Source organism: Pseudomonas viciae, from assembly GCF_004786035.1.
In the GTDB taxonomy this organism is placed as follows: domain Bacteria; phylum Pseudomonadota; class Gammaproteobacteria; order Pseudomonadales; family Pseudomonadaceae; genus Aquipseudomonas; species Aquipseudomonas viciae.
On the sequence record NZ_CP035088.1, the window covers coordinates 3774878 to 3799172 of the forward strand.

Here is a 24295-nt window from a genome sequence, read left to right on the forward strand (position 1 = left end):
ATTGAACGAACATAACGATAGTCTCGACCAGTTGAAACGTGCCGCGCTCCTGCGCCTGCTCAAGCAACGCGGTGCGACACGGGTCATCGAAAGTGCTCCTGACGACATGACCGGCGTCGACCGCGACGCTCCGCTGGCGCTATCGTTCGCCCAGCAGCGGCTGTGGTTCCTCGACCAGTTGGACCCCACCGCCAGCGCCGCCTATCACATGCCTGCCGCCTTGGTGCTGCGCGGCGCCCTCGACCAGGCGGCGCTCAAGGAAGCCCTGAATCGTCTGGTGGCGCGGCATGAAAGCCTGCGCACCACCTTCCGCCGTGAAGGCGAACACCCGGTGCAAATCATCGCCCCGGCCGATTGCGGCTTCAGCCTGGTGGAGCATGACCTGCGCCATCTATCCCGGGACGAAGCCGCGGCCCAGGTCGCGCGCCTGAGCGAAGAGGCAGCCAAACAACCGTTCGATCTGCTGCACGGGCCGCTGATTCGCGGCAGCCTGCTACGCCTGGCCGACGACGAGCACCGGCTGCTGATCACCCAGCACCACATCATCTCCGACGGTTGGTCCATCGGCATCCTGGTCAAGGAATTCGCCACCTTGTACCAGGCATTCAGCGCCGGGCAGCCCGACCCACTGCCACCCCTGCCCCGGCAATACGCCGACTACGCGGCCTGGCAGCGCCAGCACCTGGAAGGCGCACGCCTGGACCAGCAAGTGGAGTTCTGGCGCACTCACCTGGCCGGCGCCCCGCCCCTGCTTTCATTGCCCACCGACCGCCCACGCCCAGCAGTGCAGAGCTACCGCGGCGAAACCCTGGGCTTCGATCTGCCCGCGTCGCTGTCCGGTGCCATCGCCCGGTTCGCCCAGTCCCGCGCCGCCACGCCGTTCATGACCTTGATGGCCGCCTGGGCAGTCCTGCTGGCTCGGATCAGTGGCCAGCAAGACCTGGTGATCGGCACCGTCGCCGCCAACCGCGACCGCCAGGATGTGCAGTCGCTGATCGGTTTCTTCGTTAACACCCTGGCCCTGCGCGTACGCCTGGAAGCCAACCCGACCCTCGATCAGGTGCTGCAACAGGTCAAGCACCTGATGCTGGAATCCTCGCCTCACCAGGACACGCCCTTCGAGCTGGTGGTCGAAGCCCTCAAGCCACCACGCAGCGCCAGCTACAGCCCGGTGTTCCAGACCATGCTCTACACCAATGCCGGGGGCGCAGGTGGCCAGCTGCAGTTGCCGGGGCTGAACCTGGAGTTTTTACCGTCGCCCAAGGACAACACCCAGCACGACCTGTCCCTGCACATCGACGAAGGGGGTCCAAGCCTGTCCTGCAGCCTGTCGTATTCCACCGCGTTGTTCGACGCCTCCACCATCGAGCGACTGGCGGGGCGTTTCGAACGTCTGCTGCACTGCTTCACCGAAGCCCCGGACACCCGGATCGCTGCGCTGGAGCTGGACCCGGCCCTGGCCTTGCCTGAGGTCAAGGCCCTTGTGCCTGTACCGGAGCGACTGCCGCTGTCCTTTCACCAGGAGCGGATGTGGTTCGTCGACACCTTCGAAACCGGCTACCTGTACAACGCCAACCCGGTCTATCACAACATTGCGCTGCTGCTGGAACTGAGCGGCGAGGTCAATCAACCGGCCCTGCAAACCGCCCTCGACGGACTGCTGGCCCGCCACGCCATCCTGCGCTGCCGGGTGCTCAGCGACGGCAGCAGCGCCTGGCAGCAATTCGACGGGCCGGCGACCCTGGCGCTCGAACTGATCCAGGGCAACCCTCACGACCTGGCGGCCCAGGCCCTGGCCGAAACCCGCCGCCCCTTGACCATGGACGGCGGCAGCCTGGTGCGCGCCAGCCTGGTACGAGCGGACGAGCGCCGCGCCATCCTGGCCATCGCCGTGCACCACTTGCTGGCCGACCGCAGCGCCATGCAGTTGCTCAAGCGCGACCTGCTGGCGCTCTATGAAGCCGCCTGCGCCGACCGCCGCGCCGAGCTACCGGCCTTGTCGTTAGGCTACGGCGACTTCGCCGCCTGGCAACGCAACCTGCCGGCCACGGTGCTGGAAAACCTGCGGGCCTACTGGGCCTATCAACTGCGCGGCAAACTGCAAGCCCTGGAGCTGCCACTGAATCGACCGCGGGCGGCGGTGCATGTGTTTGCCGAAGCCAGCCACAGTTTCACCCTCGAACCGGCGCTGGTACGGCGCCTTGAGGCCCTGGCCCGGGAAGTCGGCGTGAGCTGCGATAGCCTGGCCCTGAGCGCTTTCACGGCGCTGCTGCGCCGCTACGCCGGCCACGATGAGCTGGTGGTCGGCACCACGGCCGCCTGTCGTGAGCCGGCCTTGCGCGATGTCGTCGGACCGCTGGACAACCTGCTGGTGATGCGTGGCCAGTGTGACAGCGAGACCACCCTGCAACAGCTGTGGGAACAGACCGCGAGCAACCTGGCCCAGGGCCTGCGGCACCGGCACATGCAGTTCGACCAATTGGTACTGGCCCTCAATCCGGCCAAGGACATGAGCCGCACCGCGTTGTTCGATGTGCTCTTCAACTTCCAGCACACCACCGACGCCAGTGCGCTGGTCGCGGGCCTGGCGGTCAATACCCTGGAAACCAACCTCGGCTACGGCAAGAACGACCTGCACCTGCTGATCACGGCCGGTGAGCCCCAATGGGCCGGGCACCTGGTGTACAACGCGGAGTTCTTCGACGCCGAATTCATCCAACAGCTGATGCGCCATTACGTGCGCTTGCTGGAGGCCTTCGTCGCAGATTCGCAGCAGCGGGTCGACGACGTCCCATTGTTAGATAGCGCCGAACGCCGGCGGCAGATTCTCGACTTCAACGACAGCGAAGCCGCCTGGCCCGACACCCTGACCCTGCATCAGATTTTCGAGGAGCAGGCCCGCCAACACCCGGAACGCACCGCCGTCAACCTGGGCCCGGAGCACTTGAGCTATCGACAGCTCAACGAACAGGCCAACCGCCTCGCCCACCGTTTGCGCTCGGCCGGCGTGCAGCCGCAAGAACTGGTGGCCATCGCCCTGGATCGCTCGGTGCAAATGATCGTCGCCACCCTGGCGGTGCTCAAGGCCGGCGGCGCCTACGTGCCGATCGACCCGAGCTCGCCCCAGGAGCGCATCGCCTATGTGTTGCGTGACAGCGGCGCACGCAAGGCCATCGCTCGCCAGGACATGAGCCCGGCGTTACAGGATCTTGGCATCGAAGTCTTCGATGCCACCCCGGCCAATGGCAGCAGCGCCGCCGACCTGCCGAACCTCACCGCAGCGAACCACCTCTGCTATGTGATCTACACCTCGGGTTCCACTGGCGAACCCAAGGGTGCGTTGCTCGAACATCGCAACGTTGTGCGATTGCTGCACAACAATCGCCTGGATTTTCAGTTCAATGCCGACGATGTCTGGTCGTTGTTCCACTCCAACGCCTTCGATTTCTCGGTCTGGGAAATCTTCGGCGCCCTGCTCTACGGCGCGCGCCTGAGCCTGGTACCCGAAGCCCTGCGTCGTGATCCGGTGGAGCTATTGGGTTTCCTTGAACGCGAACAGGTGACGGTGCTGAACCAGACGCCCTCGGCGTTCCATCAGCTCAGCGCCGCGGCCCTGACGACGCCGGATGTGCGTCTGGAGCACTTGCGTTATGTGATTTTCGGTGGGGAAAGCCTGGAGTTGGGCAGGCTCGACGCCTTCCATCGGGCCTTCGGACATGTGGCGCTGGTGAACATGTACGGCATCACCGAAACCTGCGTGCACGTGACCTACAAGGCCATTGGCGCAGCGGACATCGCCGCCGGCGTCTCCAATGTCGGGCGGCCGATCCCGACCACCGTGGCCTATGTGCTCGATGCCCGTCAGCGGTTGTTGCCGGTGGGGGTGGCCGGTGAGATCTGCGTCGGTGGGCTGGGGGTCGGTCGCGGTTACCTGAACCGTCCGGCCCTGAGTGCCGAGCGTTTCATTGCCGACCCATTCCGTCCCGGGGAACGGCTGTACCGCTCCGGAGACCTGGGCAAGTTGCTGGACAACGGCGAGATCGTTCACCTGGGGCGGATGGACGCCCAGGTGAAGATCCGCGGTTTCCGGATCGAACTGGGGGAGATCGAAGCGAAGCTGCTGGCCTGCGCCGGTGTGCGTGAAGCCCGGGTACTGGCGCGCGAGGACATGAGCCAGGGCAAGCGCCTGATCGCCTACCTGATCCCCCTGCGGGGAACCACGCTGGAAGTGGCCGCATTGCGCAAGCAATTGGGCGCTACCCTGCCCGACTACATGATCCCCAGCGCCTTTGTCAGCCTGCACGCCTACCCACTCACGGCCAACGGCAAGCTGGACCAGGATGCGCTGCCGGCGCCGGACCTGGATGCCATGTCCGAACGTGGCTATGTCGCCCCCGAAGGCGCCACCGAAACCGCCCTGGCGCGGATTTTCCAGGAGCTGCTCGGCCTGGAACGGGTCGGTCGTAGCGACAGTTTCTTTGAATTGGGTGGGCATTCCCTGCTCGCCGCGCAACTGGTCTCCCGAGTGCGGCAACAACTGGGCGGCGACCTGATGCTGCGCGAGTTGTTCAGCCATCCGACCGTGGAGGAACTGGCGCGGGTAGTGGGCGACCGGCAAACAGCACACACCGAGACCATCGGTCTGGTAGACCGCGACAAACCCCTGGCGCTGTCCTTTGCCCAGCAACGCCTGTGGTTCCTCGACCAGCTCGATGCCGACGCGGGCAGCGCATATCACATGCCCGCGGCGCTGCTGCTGCGCGGCAATCTCGACCGTGCCGCGCTCAAGGCAGCCTTGGACCGCTTGGTGGCGCGGCATGAAAGCCTGCGCACCACCTTCGTACGCCGTGGCGAGCAACCGGTACAGGTCATTGCCCCGGCACACTGTGGCTTTGCTCTCAGCGAACAGGACCTGCGCTCGCTGCCGTATGAGCAGGCCAGCCTCAGTGCGGCCCGCATCGGCAATAGCGAAGCCCTGGCGCCGTTCGACCTGGCTCAGGGACCGTTGATTCGCGGTCGCCTGCTGCAGTTGGCCGACGACGAGCACATCCTGCTGATCACCCAGCACCACATCATCTCCGACGGTTGGTCGGTGGGTGTATTGGTCAAGGAATTCGCGGCCCTCTACCGGGCCTTCAGCCAGGGGCAGGTCGATCCGTTGCCGGCGCTGCCGATCCAATACGCCGACTACGCGGCCTGGCAACACCAGGCCCTGAACGGCGAGCGCCTGAGCCGCCAGGCCGACTTCTGGCGTGAGCACCTGGGCGGTGCGCCGGCGTTGCTGTCCTTGCCCACCGATCGTCCGCGTCCGGCGACGCAAAGCTATCGGGGTGGCGACGTCCCGGTGGAGATCGCGCCGGCATTGCGCGAACGCTTGGAACGTTTCGGCCAACGACACAACGTCACCCTGTTCATGACCTTGCTCAGCGCCTGGTCGGTGCTTATGGCACGCCTGGGTAACGAGCGCGACGTGGTCATTGGCGTGCCGACCGCGAACCGCGGTCGCACCGAAACGGAAAACCTGATCGGTTTCTTCGTCAACACCCTGGCCCTGCGCGTGAACCTGACAGAAAACCCGAGCGTGGTGCAGTTGCTGGAACAGATCAAGCACACCACGCTGGCGGCCCACGAACACCAGGACATTCCCTTCGAGCAGGTCATCGAAGCCTTGCAACCACCGCGCTCGTTGAGCCACAACCCGCTGTGCCAGGTTGCCCTGTCGCTGGATAACACCCCCGGTGGCGGCGAATTGAGCCTGCCCGGCCTGACCTTGACCCCCGTGGCCCAAGCCCATGAAACCTCGCAGTTCGACCTGATGCTGACGCTGGGCAATGACGGCGGCAGCCTGGCCGGGGTGATCGAATACGCCAGTGACCTGTTCGACCGTTCCACCGTGGAACGCTTTGCCCAGCACTTTCAAACGTTGCTGGAAGCCCTGGTGGAAGATATCGAACAACCGGTGTTCGCCCTACCGCTGCTCAGCCCGGCACAGCGCCAGGCCTCGCCGGCAACCCTGCCTCCTAAAGCCGCGTTCCCTACGCAACTGCTGATTCATCAGCGCTTCGAACAGATCGCCGCCGCACAACCCAGCGCCACCGCCCTGGTCCTGGGCGAACTCGAACTGAGCTATCAGGCCCTCAATCGCCGCGCCAACCGCATCGCCCGTGAACTGCTCGCCCAAGGTATACGCCCCGATGACCGGGTGGCGATCCTGGCTCGGCGCGGGGTGGAAATGGTCTGCGCGGTGCTGGCCGTGCTCAAGGCCGGTGCCGCCTATGTACCGCTGGATCCGGCGTACCCCAGCGAGCGCCTCGGCTATCTGCTGGCCGACAGTACTCCGGTGGCCTTGCTGGCCCAGCCGGACTGCCTCGACGTGCTGCCCGAACATACCGTGCCGGTGGTGAACCTCAAGGATTACGTCGCGGCAGACGACCTGGCGGACGTGTCCCTGGACTACAACCTTGAGGCCAAGGCGCTGGGCCTGACGCCACGGCACCTGGCCTACGTCATATACACCTCGGGGTCCACTGGGTTGCCCAAGGGTGTGTTGGTGGAACATGGCAATGTCGCTCGGCTGTTCGATGCCACCGCCGGGTTGTTCGACTTCGACCAGAACGACGTGTGGACGCTGTTCCACTCTTTTGCCTTCGATTTCTCGGTCTGGGAAATCTGGGGTGCGTTGAGTTATGGCGGCAAGCTGGTGATCGTCCCGAGTGACGTGGCCCGCTCCCCCGATGACTTCTATGCGCTGGTCTGTCAACAGCACGTCACGGTCCTGAACCAGACGCCGAGTGCCTTCCGTCAGTTCATCGAGGCCCGTGAACGCAGCGACCGGGAACATGCCCTGCGCGAAGTGATCTTCGGCGGCGAGGCCTTGGATTTCCGTAGCCTGCGCCCTTGGACCGTACGCACCGCGCTGTCGCGCACACGCCTGGTGAACATGTACGGAATCACCGAAATCACCGTGCACGCGACTTTCTATCCGATCAGCCAAGTGGAAATCGACACAGGCGCACCAAGCCTGATCGGTCCGCCATTGCCGGACCTGTGCCTGCGCATTCTCGACGAGTACCAGCAACCGGTGCCGGTGGGGGTCAATGGGGAAATCTACATCGGCGGCGCGGGCGTGGCCCGGCATTACCTGAACCGCCCCGAACTCAATGCCGAGCGGTTCATCCGCGACCCGTACGCCGTGGAACCCGCGGCGCGGTTGTATCGCACTGGCGATATCGCCCGCTACCGCGCCGACAGCGGTGTGGTCTACGTGGGCCGCAACGATTCGCAGATCAAGATCCGTGGCTTTCGCATCGAGCTGGGGGAAATCGAAGCCCAGTTGCTGGCCCTGGCCGATGTGCGCGAAGCCTTGGTGATCGTGCGCGAGGACCAGCCCGGCGACAAACGCCTGGTGGCGTACTTGATCGCCCATGACGGAGTTGTGCTGGAGTCTTCGGTCTTGCGCAGCCAACTGGCCGGCGTGCTGGCCGAACATATGTTGCCCGGGGCCTTCGTGACCCTGCAAGCCTGGCCGCTGACCACCAATGGCAAGCTCGACCGCAATGCGTTGCCGGCACCGGATTTGTCTGCCGCCGCGAGCAAGCATTACGAAGCCCCCTTGGGCGAAATCGAACGCACCCTGGCCAGCGCCTGGCAGGAGTTGCTTGGGGTTGAGCGGGTGGGTCGCCAGGACCACTTCTTCGAACTGGGCGGCCACTCGTTCCTGGTCATCAGCCTGATCGAACGCCTGCGTCAGGCCGACCTGCAACTGGATGTGCGCACGGTATTTTCCGCGCCAACGCTCAAGGCCATGGCGGCGGTCCTGGCCGGTGGTAACAACGTCCAGCAGTTCGTGCCGGCCAACCTGATCCCGGCCGACTGCATGGCCATCGAACCGCAGATGCTGCCGCTGGTGAGCCTCAGCCAGGGCGAAATCGAGCAGATCGTCGCCGATGTCCCCGGCGGGGCCAGTAACGTGCAGGACATCTATCCCCTGTCGTCATTGCAGGAAGGCATTCTGTTCCACCACTTGCTGCAGGCCGAAGGCGACGCGTATCTGATGCGTACTGTGGTGACGTTCAATCGTCGCCAGTTGCTCGATGACTTCCTGGCTGCCGTACAGGTGGTGATCGACCGGCACGATATCCTGCGCACCGCGCTGCGCTGGCATGGGTTGCCGCAGCCGGTGCAGGTGGTGCATCGCCAGGCGCAGTTGCCGGTGGTCACCTTGGACTGCGCCCCCGGTGAAGACGCCTTGCAGATTTTGCGCGACCACACCGATACCCACCATCTGCGACTGGATCTGCAGCGGGCGCCGCTGATCGCCGCGTACATCATCTACGACGCGCCGAATGAGCAGTGGCTGCTGGCGTTGCTCGACCACCATTTGGTCAGCGATAACGTGACGCTGCGTCTGATCATGCTGGAGATCCAGGCCGTCCTGGCCGGACAGACCGACAGCCTGCCGCCGTCCCAGCCTTACCGAAACTTCATCGCCCAGGCCGCCAACGTGTCCCAGGCCGACCACGAAGCTTACTTCCGTCGCCTGCTGGCCGATGTCGACTCCACCACCGCGCCTTACGGGGTGCTGGATGTGCGCGGCAATGGCGCCGGGATCAAGCGCGCGGTCGAGCACTTGAGCGAGGCACTCAGTGCCCGGGTGCATCGCATGGCACGCCAGCAAGGGGTGCCGACCTCCGTGCTGTTCCATGCCGCCTGGGGTCTGGTGGTAGCGGCGACCAGCGGACGCGACGACGGGATTTTCGGTACGGTGCTGTCGGGACGTTCCCAAGGCACCGCCGGTGCCGACCATGCCCTGGGCATGTTCATCAACACCTTGCCAATGCGCATTCGCTTGCAGCAGAACACCGTCAGCGACATCGTCCGCGACGCCTACCAGCAGCTCAGTGAATTGCTGACCCACGAACAGGCGTCCCTGGCCCTGGCCCAGCGTTGCAGTGCCGTGGATGCCTCGCTGCCGCTGTTCACGGTGATCCTCAACTGCCGCCATGGCGACCTGGTCAATGCCGCCGGGGAAAACGTCGAGGACATGGGCGATCACGAAGGCATGCACTTCATCGCCTCGGAAACCCGCACCAATTACCCTATCGAAATCGCCGTGGCGAATGTGGGCAAAGGGTTCTCCCTGACCGCCCAATCCATCACCGGCATCGACCCGCAACGCATCGCCGCCTACCTCGGCCAAGCCGTGGCCGCCTTGGTGGAAGCCCTTGAACAGGCCCCCGAACGCCTCGCCAGCGATCTTGAAGTGCTGCCCGAAACCGAGCGGCAATTGCTGCTGGCGGACTTCAACCGCACCGCCAGCGACTTCGGGCCTGCCCAGCCAATCCACACCCTGTTCGAAACCCAGGTCCAGGCCAATCCCGAGGCCGTGGCCCTGGTTTGCGAGAACCAGCAACTGAGCTACCGCCAGCTCAACCGCCGCGCCAACCACCTGGCCCGACAGTTGCTCGAACTCGGTATCCAACCCGATCAACGCGTGGCGATCTGTGCCGAGCGCAGCCTGGACATGATCGTCGGCCTGCTGGGGGTGCTCAAGGCCGGCGCCGCCTACGTGCCGATCGACCCGGCCCATCCTGCCGAGCGCATGGCGTTCATGGTGCAGGACAGCCAGCCACGGGCGTTGTTGAGCCAAGCGGCCCTCAGCTTTCCGGCAGGCGAGATGCCGCTGTTGTTGCTCGACACGGTTGATTCGTTGCAGGCTGCGAGCAATCCGGCCTTTGATGCCAATCCGCAAGTGCCAGGCCTGACAGCCGAGCACCTAGCCTATGTGATCTACACCTCCGGCTCCACCGGCCAATCCAAGGGCGTGATGGTCGAGCACCGTTCGGTGTTCAACTTCTGGCAGGTGCTGACCCGCAGCACCCACCGGCATTGCCCAACACCGGCCACCGTGGCGCTGAATGCCGGGTTCTTCTTCGACATGTCGATCAAGGGCATCTCGCAGCTGTTCTCCGGCCACCGTTTGGTGATCATCCCGCAACTGATCCGCGCCAGCGGCCACGAGCTGCTGGACTTCCTCGAACAGCATCAGGTGCACGCCTTCGATTCCACGCCGTCGCAGCTCGACACCCTGCTCGCCGCCGGCCTGCTGGAGCGCCAGAGCTATCAGCCGGTGAGCGTGCTGCTCGGTGGCGAGGCGATCAACGCCGCGACCTGGGAGAAACTGCGCAACTGCCCGAACATTCGTTTCTACAACATGTACGGCCCGACCGAATGCACGGTAGACGCCACCATCGACCTGATCCGCGACCTCGGCGAGCGGCCGAGCATTGGCCGGCCGATCGCCAACGTCCAGGTGCACGTGCTCGACGCCCGGGGCGAACCGACACCGCTGTGCGTGGCCGGCGAGCTGCACATCGGCGGGGCCGGTGTGGCCCGCGGTTACCTGAACCGCCCGGAGCTGAGCGCCGAACGGTTCATCGCCGATCCGTTCAGCACTGAACCAAACGCACGCCTGTACAAGACCGGTGACCTTGGCCGCTGGTTGGCCGATGGCACGCTGGAGTACCTGGGGCGTAATGACTTCCAGGTGAAGATCCGTGGCTTCCGCATTGAATTGGGTGAAATTGAGAACGCCCTGGTGGCCTACCCGGGTATCCGCGAGGCCGTGGTCATCGCCCGGGAAGACAGCCAAGGCGATTCGGACAACAAGCGTCTGGTCGCCTATGTCTGCGGCGAACCCGTCCCGGCCGAACACCTGCGCAGCGCGTTGTTGAGCGGCCTGCCGGAGTACATGGTGCCCAGCGCCTTCGTGCACCTCGATGCCCTGCCCCTCACCGCCAATGGCAAGCTCGACCGCCGCGCCCTGCCAGCACCTGGTCAGGAATCGTTGGCGAGCAAAACCTATGAAGCGCCCCAGGGCGACACTGAACTCGCCATTGCCGAAATCTGGAAAGGTTTGCTGCATCTGGATCAAGTCGGTCGTCATGACGGCTTCCTCGAACTCGGCGGCCATTCGCTGCTCGCCGTGCAGCTGCTCTCGCGACTGCGGCGCAAGCTGGGCGCACGGATCACCCTGCGCGAACTGTTCGACGCGCCGACCGTGCGTGGCCTCGCCGCCCTGGTGCATGCCGCGTCGCCCACCGAATCGGCGTCGATTCCATTGGCCAACCGCTCGGGGCGACTGCCGTTATCCTTCGCCCAGCAACGGCTGTGGTTCCTCGACCACCTGGACCATGCGGCGGGCGCCGCTTATCACCTGCCCCTGGCCTTGCGCTTGAAGGGTTCGCTGGACAAATCGGCGCTGCAGGCCACCCTCGACCGCCTGGTGGCACGTCACGAAACCTTGCGTACCCGGTTCGAACTGGTGGACGGCGAGCCAGTGCAAAAAATCGCACCGACCGATCACGGTTTCCAATTGGACCAGCAGGACCTGCGCACGCTAGCGCTCGATGAACGCAAGACCAGGCTGGAGCACCTCGGCCAGATCAACGCTACGCAATTGTTCGACCTGAGCCATGGACCACTGATGCGCGGCCATCTGGTGCAACTGGAGGACGAGGAACATGTGCTGTTCATCACCCTGCACCACATCGTTTCCGATGGCTGGTCCAACAGTGTGCTGGCGCGGGAGGTCAGTGTGCTCTACAGCGCGTTTACCCAGGGCCAGAAAGATCCGTTGCCGCCCCTGGCGTTGCAATACGTGGACTATGCCGCCTGGCAACGGCAGTCCCTTGAAGGCCCGGCACTGCAAGCGCAGATCGACTTCTGGCGGCAACATCTGGAAGGTGCGCCCGCGCTGTTGAACCTGCCACTGGATCGTCCGCGCCCGGCAATACAAAGTTATGCCGGCGGTATCCTCGAATGCAGCTTTTCGCCGGCCCTGAGTGCTGATCTGCGGGCTTTCAGCCAGGCCCAGGGCACCACGCTGTTCATGGTGCTGCTGGCCGGCTGGTCGGTGTTGATGAGCCACCTGAGCGGCCAGGCAGATGTGGTGGTCGGCACCCCAGTGGCCAATCGTCAACGGCCGGAGCTGGAGGCGTTGATCGGTTTCTTTGCCAATACCCTGGCCTTGAGAGTCAGCACAGAACGCGATACCCGTGTCGAAGAACTGCTGGCGCGGATCAAGAACCTGACCCTGAGCGCCTACAATCATCAGGACCTGCCTTTCGAGCAGGTGGTGAGCGCATTGCAACCGACCCGCAGCATGAGCCACAGCCCGTTGTTCCAGGTCATGTTGAGCCTGGACAACACGCCACCGGCACCGCTGCAGTTGCCTGGGCTTGAGGTGAAAACCCTGGAAAGCCCCCATAACACCACGCAGTTCGACCTCTCGCTGTCCCTCATTGACAACGGCGAGCGCATCGGCGGCAGCCTGCAATACGCCAATGACCTGTTCGACAGGCCGACGGTACAGAACATTGCCGAGCTCTTCGCCAAGCTCCTGGAAAACCTGGTGACCGACGGGCAGCAATCCATCGGCCAACTGCTGGAGAGCACACCGCCGTTGGTGCGCTCGGTCAATGCCATCGCCCAGTCGGGCTTTGGCGATGACAGCCCTGCCCCGGCCTTGCCTTACGAGGCGCCCAAGGGCGACACCGAGATCGCCATCGCGGCCCTCTGGCAAGAATTGCTCAAACTGGAACGGGTCAGCCGCCATGATGATTTCTTCAGCCTCGGCGGGATTTCGTTGATGGCGGTGCAGATGGCCTCGCGTCTGCGCAAGGTCCTCGGTAAGCCGATTGCCGTGCGCGACCTGTTTGTCGAGCCGACCATTGCCGGCTTCGCCAGGACCCTCGACGGCCAGGCCCGGCCGGGCGGCCACAGCAATCTGGTGCCGATCCGGCGCACCGGCTCCCAGCGGCCGCTGTATCTGGTCCATCCGCTGGGCGGTGAGGTGCAATATGCACGGGACCTGGCGCCGATGCTCGATCCCCAGGTCCCCGTCTACGGCTTGGCGGCCAGTGGCCTGGTGGCGGGTGAGGCGCCGCTGGCCGATGTGCCGACCATCGCGGCGCGTTACCTGACGGCCATCCGACAAACCCAGCCGCAAGGTCCGTATCGGATCGCTGGTTGGTCGGCCGGTGGCCTGATCGCCTATGAAATGGCTCGTCAGTTGCAGACCGGTGGCGAGGTCGTGGAATTCCTCGGCATCATTGATGCATCGGCACGCCCCGATCCGGTACCGACGCAATCGATCAGCGAAGCACAGTTCCTGATGGCCTGGCTGCCGGAGCAGATCGATCCCGGGCTGATGCGGCAACTGACGACACTGGCGGAACACTCGGACATCGACGCGATGCTGGCGCTGTGCATCACCCAGCGCCTGCTACCGGAGGAACTGCCCCACGACATCGATGCCGCCCTGCTGCGTACTCACCTGGAAGTCGCCTATCGGATGCGGCAGGCCATCGGCGCCTACGTCAGCCCACCCAGCCCGCTCAAGGTGTCGCTGTTCACCGCGAGCGAACAGCAACGCAGCGACCCCACCCTGGGCTGGCGTGCGCTGCTGGCGGATCAGGTCAACGTGACACCACTGCCCGGCACCCATAACACGCTGGTCAAGGCACCTCATGTGGCCAAGCTGGGCGCGGCGATTTCGCAGGCGTTGAAAACCGCCGCGGTGTCGTAAAGGCGCCTGGGGTGTCCGGTGAGCAATGCACCGGGTACCCCAGGATTCGACACATACTCCGTGGGAACGTGCGTGCTCGCGATAGCGGTGGTTCCGTGCCGCTGTCATCGCGAGCAAGCTCGCTCCCGCAGGGTCAACAGCCCTGATCCGCACGCCAGGATGTCCCCGTTTTCCGCTACAGACGCTGCCTACCTGCAACCGCTTAAATACGCCCCTCAAGCTGAATCGTTTCTGTGGATGGACTCCACAGGCGATGCCTGGTCGCCCGTCGATCAGACCTGTCACCCACCGCACGATCACTCTAGAGGGAGCCTTATGCACGTGATCATTACGGCCATCGGTTCAGCCGGTGACGTCCACCCGTTTGTCGGGATCGGTCGTACGCTCGCAGCACGCGGGCATCGGATAACGTTTTGCGCCAGCGCGGTGTTCGCCCCGGTGATCGAGCGCTGCGGCTTCAAGTTCCTGCCATTGGGTACCCGCGAGGAATATCAAGCGGTCATGGCTGACCCGGCGCTGTGGCACCCGCGCACGTCACTGCCCACCCTCTGGAAAACCGTCGGCGGCACCTTGCGCGAACAGTACCGGCTACTGGAGCAAGCGTGTGACGACGACACCGTCATGCTCGGTTCGTTATGGGCGTTTTCCGCCCGCCTGCTGCAAGAAAAGCACGGCATCCCGCTGGTCACCGGGCAGGTCACACCGTTCGCCATCTGGTCGCCCCTCGCACGCCCTACCCATCCACCGGGAGCGAACCTGCCGGCCTTTGTCCCGTATCCCTTGAGACGCCTGCTGCTGGGGGTCATCGAGCACGCCTTCCTCGATCGGCTCATGAAACCGGAACTCAACGGTTTTCGCCGCGAATTGGGCCTGCCCCCGGTCAAGCGCATCATCAGCCAGTGGATCTCCTCGCCCGATCGGGTCTTGGGCCTGTTCCCGGACTGGTTCGCCCGAATCCAACAGGACTGGCCTGCCCAGACGGTACTGACCGGATTCCCGTTATTCGATGAATCCGGCTTCGAGGAACCTGACGCCGAACTGGAAGATTTCTTGAGCGTGGCCCCACCGGTGGTGTTCACCCCGGGTTCGACCACAGTCAATGCCGAGCAATATTTCGCCGCCGCGGCTCAAGCGCTGAAGTTGATCGACCGCCGCGGAGTGTTCCTGACCAGTCAGCCGGTAGACCCGGCGCTGTCCAGCGACGGCAGGATCCTGGTCAGGCGCTACGTCCCCATGAGCCGCATCCTCCCTCACACCTCGGCCCTGGTGCATCACGGAGGCGTCGGGACCACGGCCCTGGCGATCGCCGCTGGGGTGCCACAGATCATCACGCCATTTGCGCACGACCATTTCGACAATGCCGCACGAATGCAAAGCCTGGGGTGCGGCCTGCGGATTTTCTCGCCTGCTTCTGCCGAGTCACTGGCCACGGCCCTGGACAAGGTGCTGAACAGTCATGACGTGCGCGCCAGTTGTGACCGCTACAGCAAGCTGATGCCCAGTGGTGAAAGCGCCCGCGAAGCGGCAGCGCTGCAAGTCGAGGCACTCGCTCGCACGGCCACGTATCGCGTCGCGTAATCACGGATTGATCGGCGTTTGACTCTGCGCTGCCAATGGCCCGGCCTGAAGGCATCACTCTTTTCATTCGTTTCATCGGGCCAGCGGATCGGCCCACGGAGAACCTCATGACTCAGACCATGCCCGCTTCGAGCGCAGAGCAGGTGCTTTATCCCCTCACCGCTCCGCAACTGGATATCTGGCTGGACCAGGTGCTGCACGGTGACAGTCCGTTGTACAACATCGGCGGCTATGCACGCATCAACGGCGCGGTCGATGCATCACTGATGCAAACGGCCATCGATCAAGTAGTCAACCGCCACGACGCGCTGCGGATCCAGCTGGTACCCGGCTCAAGCGAACATCCTCTGCCACGGCAACGGTTCCTGGGGGCTGTCAGCGTTCCGATGACGGTACATGACGTATCGGGCCATGACGATCCGCAGGCCAGCGCACTGGCGTTGCTGCAGGAAAACCTGCAGACCCCGTTTTCCTTTGACCGCGGACTGCTGTTGCGCGCCGACCTGATCAAGATTCGGGAAAACCTCTACTACTTTTTCGTCAACTGCCATCACCTGATCGTCGATGGCTGGTCCTTCGCCATGATCGGCCGTGCTGTCAGCCAGGCCTATACCGCCCTGCACGAGCAGACGCACAACCCAGTCACGGCGCCGAGCTATCAAGCATTTATCGAGCAGCAAGTCACCCACAAGGATTCGGCCGCGTTCCAGCGCCAACGCCAATACTGGTTGGACAAGTACCGTACCCTGCCCGAGCCCCTGCTCGCCCCCCGCTATCAGAGTCGCTTCGGCCAGCACCTGGCACCCAGTCAGAACCATGCCTGGCGCCTGCCACGGGCGCTTTACAATCGCCTCGCCGAACAGGCGAAAGACTCGGGCCAGGGGACTGTCTTCCACGTCATGCTGGCCGCGCTGTACAGCTACTTTGCACGCATCGAGCAGCGCGATGAGCTCGTGATCGGCCTGCCCATCCTCAACCGCGCCAATGCCGCGCACAAGGCCACGCTCGGTCTGTTCGTCGGCATGAGCCCGGTACGCCTGGACCTGGGCACCGACCTGAGTTTTGCCGAGCTGGTCGGCAAGATTGCCCTGACGCTCAAGCAGGACTATCGCTATCAACGCTTTCCGTTGAGTGAACTGAACCGTGAACTCGGGCTGCAGAACCTCGGCCGGCGACAGTTGTTCGACGTGGTGGTGTCCTACGAACAGGACCAGGACACCTGGTACGGGCCGGCACTGGCGCAACCGGTCAAGCTCAGCAATGGCTACGAACAGTTGCCACTGGCGATGCACATTCGCGAGGCAGCGCCAGAGGACGATGTGTGGATGCATTTCATCTACAACGAAGCCTATTTCGAAGCCGCGCAGATCGAGACACTGCAACAGCGCTTCATGCACATCGTGCAGGTCGTGGCGGATAACTTCGACGTACCGGTCAACACCCTCGATCTGATGCCGGCGCATGAACGCCAGGTGCTGCATGAATGCAATTGCACTGACGTCGACTACCCCAGGGATGTGCTGCTCCATCAATTGATCGAGGCCCAGGTCACGGCTCGCCCCGAAGCCCTCGCAGTACGGTTCGCGGAGCAAGCGCTGACCTACGACCAACTGAACCGACAGGCCAACCGGCTGGCCCACGCCCTGCTGGAAACCGGCCTTGGCCCGGACGCCCGAGTCGCCATCTGCGTGGAGCGCAGCCTGGAGATGGTGGTAGGCCTGCTGGGCATTCTCAAAGCGGGCGCCGCCTACGTGCCCCTGGATCCGGGTTATCCGGCCGACCGCTTGAGCCACATGCTGAGCGACAGTGCACCCAGCGCGCTGATAACCACCCGAGGGTTATTGGCGAGCCTGCCCGCCGCGACGATGCCGGTACTGTGCCTGGATACCGACCAGGAACGCTTGTCCCGGCAGCCGGAGCACAACCCGGACGCCGCTGCGCTCGGGCTGACGCCCCAACATTTGGCCTACGTGATCTACACCTCCGGCTCCACGGGCCTGCCCAAAGGCGTCATGAACCAACATGACGGGGTGGTGAATCGACTGCTCTGGGCCCGCGATGCCTATGGCGTCGATGAGCACAGCCGCGCGCTGCAGAAGACTCCGTTCAGTTTCGACGTGTCCGTCTGGGAATTTTTCCTGCCGTTGCTCAGTGGCGCGCAACTGGTCGTCGCTGCTCCCGACGGGCACAAGGATCCAGGCTATTTGATGGACATCATGGCGAGCGCCGGCATCACGCTGTTGCATTTCGTGCCGTCGATGTTGCAAATCTTCCTCGATCAGGTCGAACCACAGCGTTTGCCGGCGCTCGAGCAGGTACTGTGCAGTGGCGAAGCCTTGCCCCATGCCTTGCAGAAGCGTTTTTTTGAACGCTTGCCCAACGTGCAGCTGCACAACCTCTATGGCCCCACCGAAGCAGCCATTGATGTCACGGCCTGGCATTGCCGGGCCGACATGCACGAAGGCATCGTGCCGATCGGCCAGCCGATCGCGAACATTCAAATGCATGTCCTGGATGCGAACCTGCAACTGCTGCCACCTGGTGTGGCTGGCGAGCTTCATATTGGTGGGCTGGGTGTCGCCCGAGGTTACCTGAACCGTCCCGAGCTGACGGCCGAACGCTTCATCCAGGACCCATTCCGGGATGACCCGCAGGCCCGCCTGTACAAGACCGGCGACCTGGGGCGTTGGCTGCCCGATGGCAGCCTCGAATACCTGGGGCGCAATGATTTCCAGGTGAAGATCCGCGGCCTGCGCATTGAACTCGGCGAGATCGAAGCGCACCTGCTCGCCTGCGAGGGCGTCAAGGACGTGGTGGTGATCGCTCGCCAGGAAACCGAAGGTGATGCGTACTTGTGCGCCTATCTGGTGAGCGAACCCGGATGCAAGCTGTCACCGCAAGCGCTGCAAGATGATTTGCGCCAGCAGGTACCCGACTACATGGTGCCCAGGCACCTGATCGAGCTTGAACAATTGCCGTTGAATGTAAATGGCAAGCTGGACCGCAAGGCCTTGCCCGAGCCTGCCGACACCCTGGGCACCGATACCACAGCGCCGCGCACGGCATTGGAGCAGGCGCTGGCCGACCTCTGGCAGGAAAACCTCAAACGCACGACGCTGGGCATCCACGACAACTATTTCATGCTTGGCGGCGATTCCTTGAAGGTCATTCACTTGCAGATCCATGCACGTGAACAAGGCATAGCGCTGACCCTGGCGCAAATTTACCAGCACCCCACTATCGCGCAACTGGCCCAGTCGCTACAGACGCAAGACCTGTCATCCACCCCGCTGCTGCCTTTGAAGCACGTGGCACCTTTTGCCCAGGTGCCGGCAGAGATCCGCGTGACCAGCGCGGGTCTGTACGATGATGTGTTTGCGGCTTCGCAGCTGCAAGTCGGGATGATCTATCACTCGATGATGCATCCGGAGTCGGCGATCTATCACGACATCTTCCGCTATCGCCTGCGTCTGCGTTGGGATGCAACGGCTTGGGATCGTGCCTGCGAGACATTGATCCGGCGCCACCCGGCCCTGCGCATGTCATTCGACATCGGCCACGCCGAAGTGCCCATGGCCCGGGTGCATTCGACGGTCGAATCGCCGGTGCAAGTCATCGATGTCGTTGCACTGAGCCCGGACGCACGTGCCCAGGTCATTGCCACCTACGTGGAGGAACGCAAGGGTTACCGCGAAGACTGGCAGCGGGCGCCGCTGTATCAGTTCTGCGTGTTCGTCGCGGAGGCTGAAATCGACCTGGTCTTGAGCTTCCATCATGCGATCCTCGATGGCTGGAGCGTTGCCACCTTGATGCGCGACTTGATCACGCTCTACACCTCGGCGCCTGGAACCGACGCCCTGCCAGCCCTGACCACCACGCCGGCCGACTTCATTGCCCAGGAGCAGGCCGCCATGGCAAGCGATGTTCACCGCCGGTTCTGGGGCGAATACCTGCGCGATGCGCCTGCCGCCGCCATGACCAGCTGGATCCACGCGGTCGCTCCGGATCCGACGCCGCATCGCTCGGCCTATCGGGAATTGCCTGCAGCGGAGCTGGCCCGCCTCGAAGCGTTCTGTCGGGCCCACGACCTGCCGTTGCGGGCGGTCTTGCTGACGGCCCACGGTTTCGCCCAAGCCATCATGTCCAATCAAAAGGAAGTGCTGTGCGGCGTCATCAGCCATGGGCGGCCAGAGTTCGAGGATGCCGCCTCGGTCCTGGGGCTGTTCCTCAACACCCTGCCGGTGCGCTTCAACACCCAGGGCCAGAATTGGCTTGAAGTCATCCGGGCCTTGATTGCCCAGGAACAACAGGTGTTCGCTCACCGGCGCTATCCGTTTGCTCTGATTCATCGCGAAACCGATGTCGCTCTGAACGTGGTGTTCAATTACGTCGATTTTTATGTGCTCAAAGACATGCTGGCCCAGGGCCAAGAAGTCCTCACCGAGTGGGAAACCACCGAAGCCAGCAACTATGACTTGCTGACCACGCTGGGCCGCCACCCTGGCAACGGTTCGCTGATGCTGAAAATGGACTACTGCACAACGCGTGTCGCCACGAGCCAGGTCGAGGCCTACGCCGAATACTTGCTGCGCACACTGGAACTGATGATCGCCGCCCCCGATGCCAAGCCCAGCATCCCGGCCTGGCTGCCGCGCCTCGAACGACCCACGCCACAGGCAGCCGCGACAGTTGCCCCTGACAATCTGTCGGCCCTGCTACTGGACAGCTTCGCCCGCCACGAGCAGCAGACCGCCGTCAGTTTTGGCCAGGCCCGCCTGTCTTATCGCCAGTTGGGAGATACCTGCGCACAACTGGCGAGTTGGCTGCACCAGCAGGGTATCGGCCAGGGCGACCGGGTCGCGATCATGATGCCGCGCTCGCCTGACCTGATCATTGCCTTGCTCGGCGTCCTACAGGCTGGTGCCGCGTATGTACCGATTGACCTGAGTTATCCGAATGAGCGCATCCAGCTGATTCTCGAAGACTCGCAACCGGGACTGGTGCTCTTCACCGATGCATCTGCGCATCTGGCGATGACCCTGGCCGGCCAGGCCGACACCCGGCACTGGGACAGTGTGGTCGCCGGCTTCGACACCAACCTGGCGCGCAGCCACGCACGGGTTGCCTCCATTGCCACCGACATCGTGGCTGACGATAACGCCTACTTACTCTATACATCCGGCTCGACGGGCCGTCCCAAGGGCGTGGCGATGCCGCACCGGGCGTTGACCAATATGATCCTCTGGCAGAACCGCCAGCCGCCGACCGGACCACTGAAGACGCTGCAATACTCGCCGATCTCGTTCGACGTTTCGTTCCAGGAGATTCTCTCGACGCTGTCTAGCGGCGAAGAACTGGTGATGATTGATGAGGGGCTGCGCTATGACTTCATCCGGCTGTTGAAATTCATCTGCGCGCAACAGGTCAATCGCCTGTTCCTGCCCTACGTCGCCTTCCAGGGGTTGGCCGAAGTCGCCATGCAGCTCGGCATCCGACCGGTATCGCTGCGCCAGATCAACGTGGCCGGCGAACAATTGAAAATCACCGCCGAAATCCGTGAACTGATCGATGGCATCGGCGATTGCCGGGTCGAAAACCACTATGGCCCGACCGAGGCCCATGTGGTCACCCGCCTGACGCTTGAAGGCGCCACGGCGAGCTGGCCGAGCATGCCGTCGATTGGCACGCCCATCGACGGGGTGCGCATGCATGTCCTGGATGGGGCGGGCAACCCCTGCCCGGTTGGAGTCATGGGCGACCTGTTCATCGAAGGAGAATGCCTGGCCAACGGCTACTGGAACCGACCTGACCTGACCGACGAACGTTTTATCTATCGCCAGTTGGCAGGCCAGACCCGGCGCTTGTATGAAACCGGCGACATCGGTTTCTACCTGCCCGGAGGCGATCTGGTCTACCAAGGCCGCAGCGACGCACAAGTCAAGATCCGTGGCTATCGCGTCGAGCTGGGCGAGATCGAAGTGGCCATGCTCGGCTCCGCCCGGTTCAGGGCCGACATCCAGCAGGTGGCGGTCATCGACAAGCCCGCGCCCGATGGCAGTCGGTATCTGGTGGGCTTCGTCCAGCCCCTGCCGGGCCGCGAGCCGGACCTGGACCAACTCAAGGCTGAAATGCGCCTGGCGCTGCCCGACTACATGGTGCCGAACACCCTGGTCAGCATCGCCAAGCTACCCCTCGGGCCTACCGGCAAGATCGACCGGCTGCGGTTGCAGAAGGTAGAAGTCCACAGCACGCTGCAGCGTCCCTTCATCGCACCGAGAAATGCCATGGAGGACCTGCTGCAAGCCTACTGGCAAGAAACCCTGGGCCTGGAAGACATCAGCGTTTACGACAACTTCTTCGAACTGGGGGGCAACTCGCTCAAGGCCGTGCAACTGGTTGCCATGCTCGCCAGGCATCAGGGCCTGGAGCCGTCGCTGTCGGACTTCATCCAGGCCCCGACCATCGCCGAATTCGCCCAGGTGCTGCAACACACCGAAACCGGGCACCCTGAGACCGGTGCGCTGGTGGACTTCAAGAACGCCACGCGCAAGCCACCGTTGTTCCTGGTGCACCCCATCGGTGGACATGTGCTGTGTTATGCGGCACTGGCACGGGTGCTCAAGGACCAGGTCCACCTGTACGCACTGCAAGCACCAGGTACATGGGATGCCCGTGCCCCTTTGCAATCGGTACAGGCCCAGGCGCTGTACTACGCGGATGCCATTGAACAGGTCGCGCCTGAAGGGCCACTGAACATTGGCGGCTGGTCCTATGGCGGCGTCGTGGCGTATGAGCTGGCGAGCGAGTTGCAGCGGCGCGGGCGGCGTCTGCATAACGTGTTTCTGCTCGACACCATCGTGCGCGTCAGACAGGGCGAGGTGCAGATAGAACGCACCGAGTTCATGAATTGGTTCATGTGGGAACTGCTCAGCGGCGATGGGCAAAAGGAATACGCCTACCACGCCCTGGACTTCACCTCCATGGGCGACTCCCAGGCCTTCGCGGCGATCAGGCAGCACGGCATCGACCAGGGCATTTTCGACCAGACCATCACCCTGGCGACACTGGATCAGCTGTTCCGGGTATTTCACGCAAACTGGCAAGGTTTGCTGGACTATCGCTTCCCGCCCCTGGACTTGCCGATCACGTTGTTCGCGGCGGATGTCGAACTGCCCGATGTGCTGCAAGCGCCCCATGAACTGGTGGGTACGGCCTTTCGCGACCCCTACCGTGGCTGGCGCTCGATTGCGCCCCAGGTGCAGCGAGTCGCCGTAGAGGGCGACCATTTGACCATGATGCGCGAACCTCATATCGAGCGAGTGGGCCAATTCATCGAGTCACGAATGGACGCGGCCCGGGCCAGGAATGCCGGAGCCATGCCGGCATTCGCATAACCGTTACCGACTGGTCACGGGGCAGGATTGGCTGCCCCGCCAGACTCATATGCCCGGTCGTTCCGGGCCAGAAACAGGTGAAACAACATGACAGAACCCAGAAAAGCCATTGTGGCTGGCGCCGGGATCGGCGGCCTGACCGCCGCCATCGCGCTGCAGCGAGCAGGCTGGCAGGTCAAGGTCTTCGAAGCGGCCCAGACGCTGCGTACCGGCGGCACCGGCTTGTCGATCATGGCCAATGCCATGGCGGCGCTGCATTCGATCGACGCCCATGTTCCGGTGGAGCAGGCAGGCCAGGTGATCCGCCAGTTTTTCTTCAAGAAACAAAACGGCGATCCCATCACCAGCATGCCTATCCACGAGATCGGCGAACAGTTGGGCTACCCCAACGTGAATATCCAGCGTCCCCTGCTGCTGCGTGCCCTGGCGCAGCAACTCACGCCCGACACCCTGACGACCGGATTGCGTTGCGTGGGTTATATCCATCGCCCGGATGGCGTGGTGGTGCAGTTCGAAGATGGCAGCAGCCAGGAGGCTGACCTGCTGATCGGCGCCGATGGCCTGAACTCGGTGATCCGCCAGCAGATGCTCGGTGAAACGCCCACCCGCCCATCGGGTTATGTCGCCTGGCTGGCGGTGACGCCCTTCAGCCATCCAGTCATGACCGACGGCTATGTCGCGCACTATTGGGGGCGTGGCAAGCGTTTCGGGCTCTGCGATGTGGGGGACGGCCAGGCGTATTGGTGGGGAACCTGCAACCACGCGAACGCGGCGGATGCAGCCTTGAACATCAGCAAGCAGGAAGTGCTCAGTGCCTACAGCGGCTGGGCGCCGGAAGTCATGGCGGCCATCGAGGCGACACCCGAGAGTGTCATATTGAAAATGCACGCCCGGGATCGCCATCCCGTGGAGCAATTCTGTGACGGCCATGTGGTGCTGTTGGGTGATGCGGCTCATCCCATGCTGCCCAGCCTCGGCCAGGGCGCGGCGCAGGCGATCGAGGATGCGGTGGTGCTGGGCAATCGCCTGGCGCACACCCAGGACCTGCGCACCGCACTGGCAGACTACCAGGCGTATCGCCACCCCCGGGCCAATGGGATCGTCAATGCCGCTCGCTTCATGAGCGGCATCGAACAGGCCGAGTCGACACTCGCCTGCTGGCTTCGGGAATGGTATTTCCGCCTGACCCCGCAAAGCAGCCTGCGTAAAAAGAACATCGACATCCTGTCGTTCAAGCCTTGCGCATAAGCCGTCAAGGGCAACCGGTCTGGCCATGACGCGCCAGCGTGTCTTGGCCGGGCGAACTCCGGATGAGTCAATGACGAAAAGCGACTCCTACACAGACAGAAAACGACACTTTCATGGAGGAGAATCGAGAAATCAGAATAATTCGCCATAATCGGAATCTGAATTTCTGACATTTCTACCAGAGAATTCCCACACGCAAGATCGTCAAAAAACAGATAACGAATGCCCTCAAAGGAGCACAAACAGAACCCAAGCCACTGATTTAAATAAATATTTTACAAAAAACAGCTTAAGGCCCGTCCTTCGTCGCAATCACTGCCCGAAGAAAAGCCTTTCTCCAAATGTGTACTTTTTGCCAGGAGCCTAACGAAACGGCGCCACCCTACTGTCCAGGAATGTCCCTGTTTTCCCTTACAGACTTTTCCTACGCTGGAACGCTTAATAGCCCTACCCGCTGAACCGTTGTTTGTGAATGGATTCACAGGTG

General features: G+C 63.3%; 4 protein-coding genes. All 4 read left to right on the top strand.

Annotated elements, in window-relative coordinates:
- Window position 1: 1 nt before the first annotated feature.
- The 4 genes from EPZ47_RS16330 (at window position 2) to EPZ47_RS16345 (ending at window position 23808) form a co-directional block, all read left to right on the top strand.
- A complete protein-coding gene (locus EPZ47_RS16330) occupies window positions 2–13588 on the top strand; it encodes a non-ribosomal peptide synthetase (RefSeq protein WP_135845736.1) in 13587 nt (4528 codons plus the stop codon).
- A gap of 315 nt (window positions 13589–13903) precedes the next feature.
- Window positions 13904–15166 (top strand): glycosyltransferase, encoded by a 1263-nt coding sequence (locus EPZ47_RS16335; RefSeq protein ID WP_158296360.1) that lies wholly within the window; start codon window positions 13904–13906, stop codon window positions 15164–15166.
- Between the two features lie 107 nt (window positions 15167–15273).
- Window positions 15274–22560 carry an amino acid adenylation domain-containing protein gene (locus EPZ47_RS16340; protein ID WP_158296361.1) on the top strand — a complete coding sequence of 2429 codons (7287 nt, stop codon included), beginning with the start codon at window positions 15274–15276 and terminating at the stop codon, window positions 22558–22560.
- Between the two features lie 87 nt (window positions 22561–22647).
- Window positions 22648–23808, top strand: coding sequence for an FAD-dependent monooxygenase (locus EPZ47_RS16345; protein ID WP_135845739.1), 1161 nt, complete (start codon window positions 22648–22650; stop codon window positions 23806–23808).
- Window positions 23809–24295: the final 487 nt, after the last annotated feature.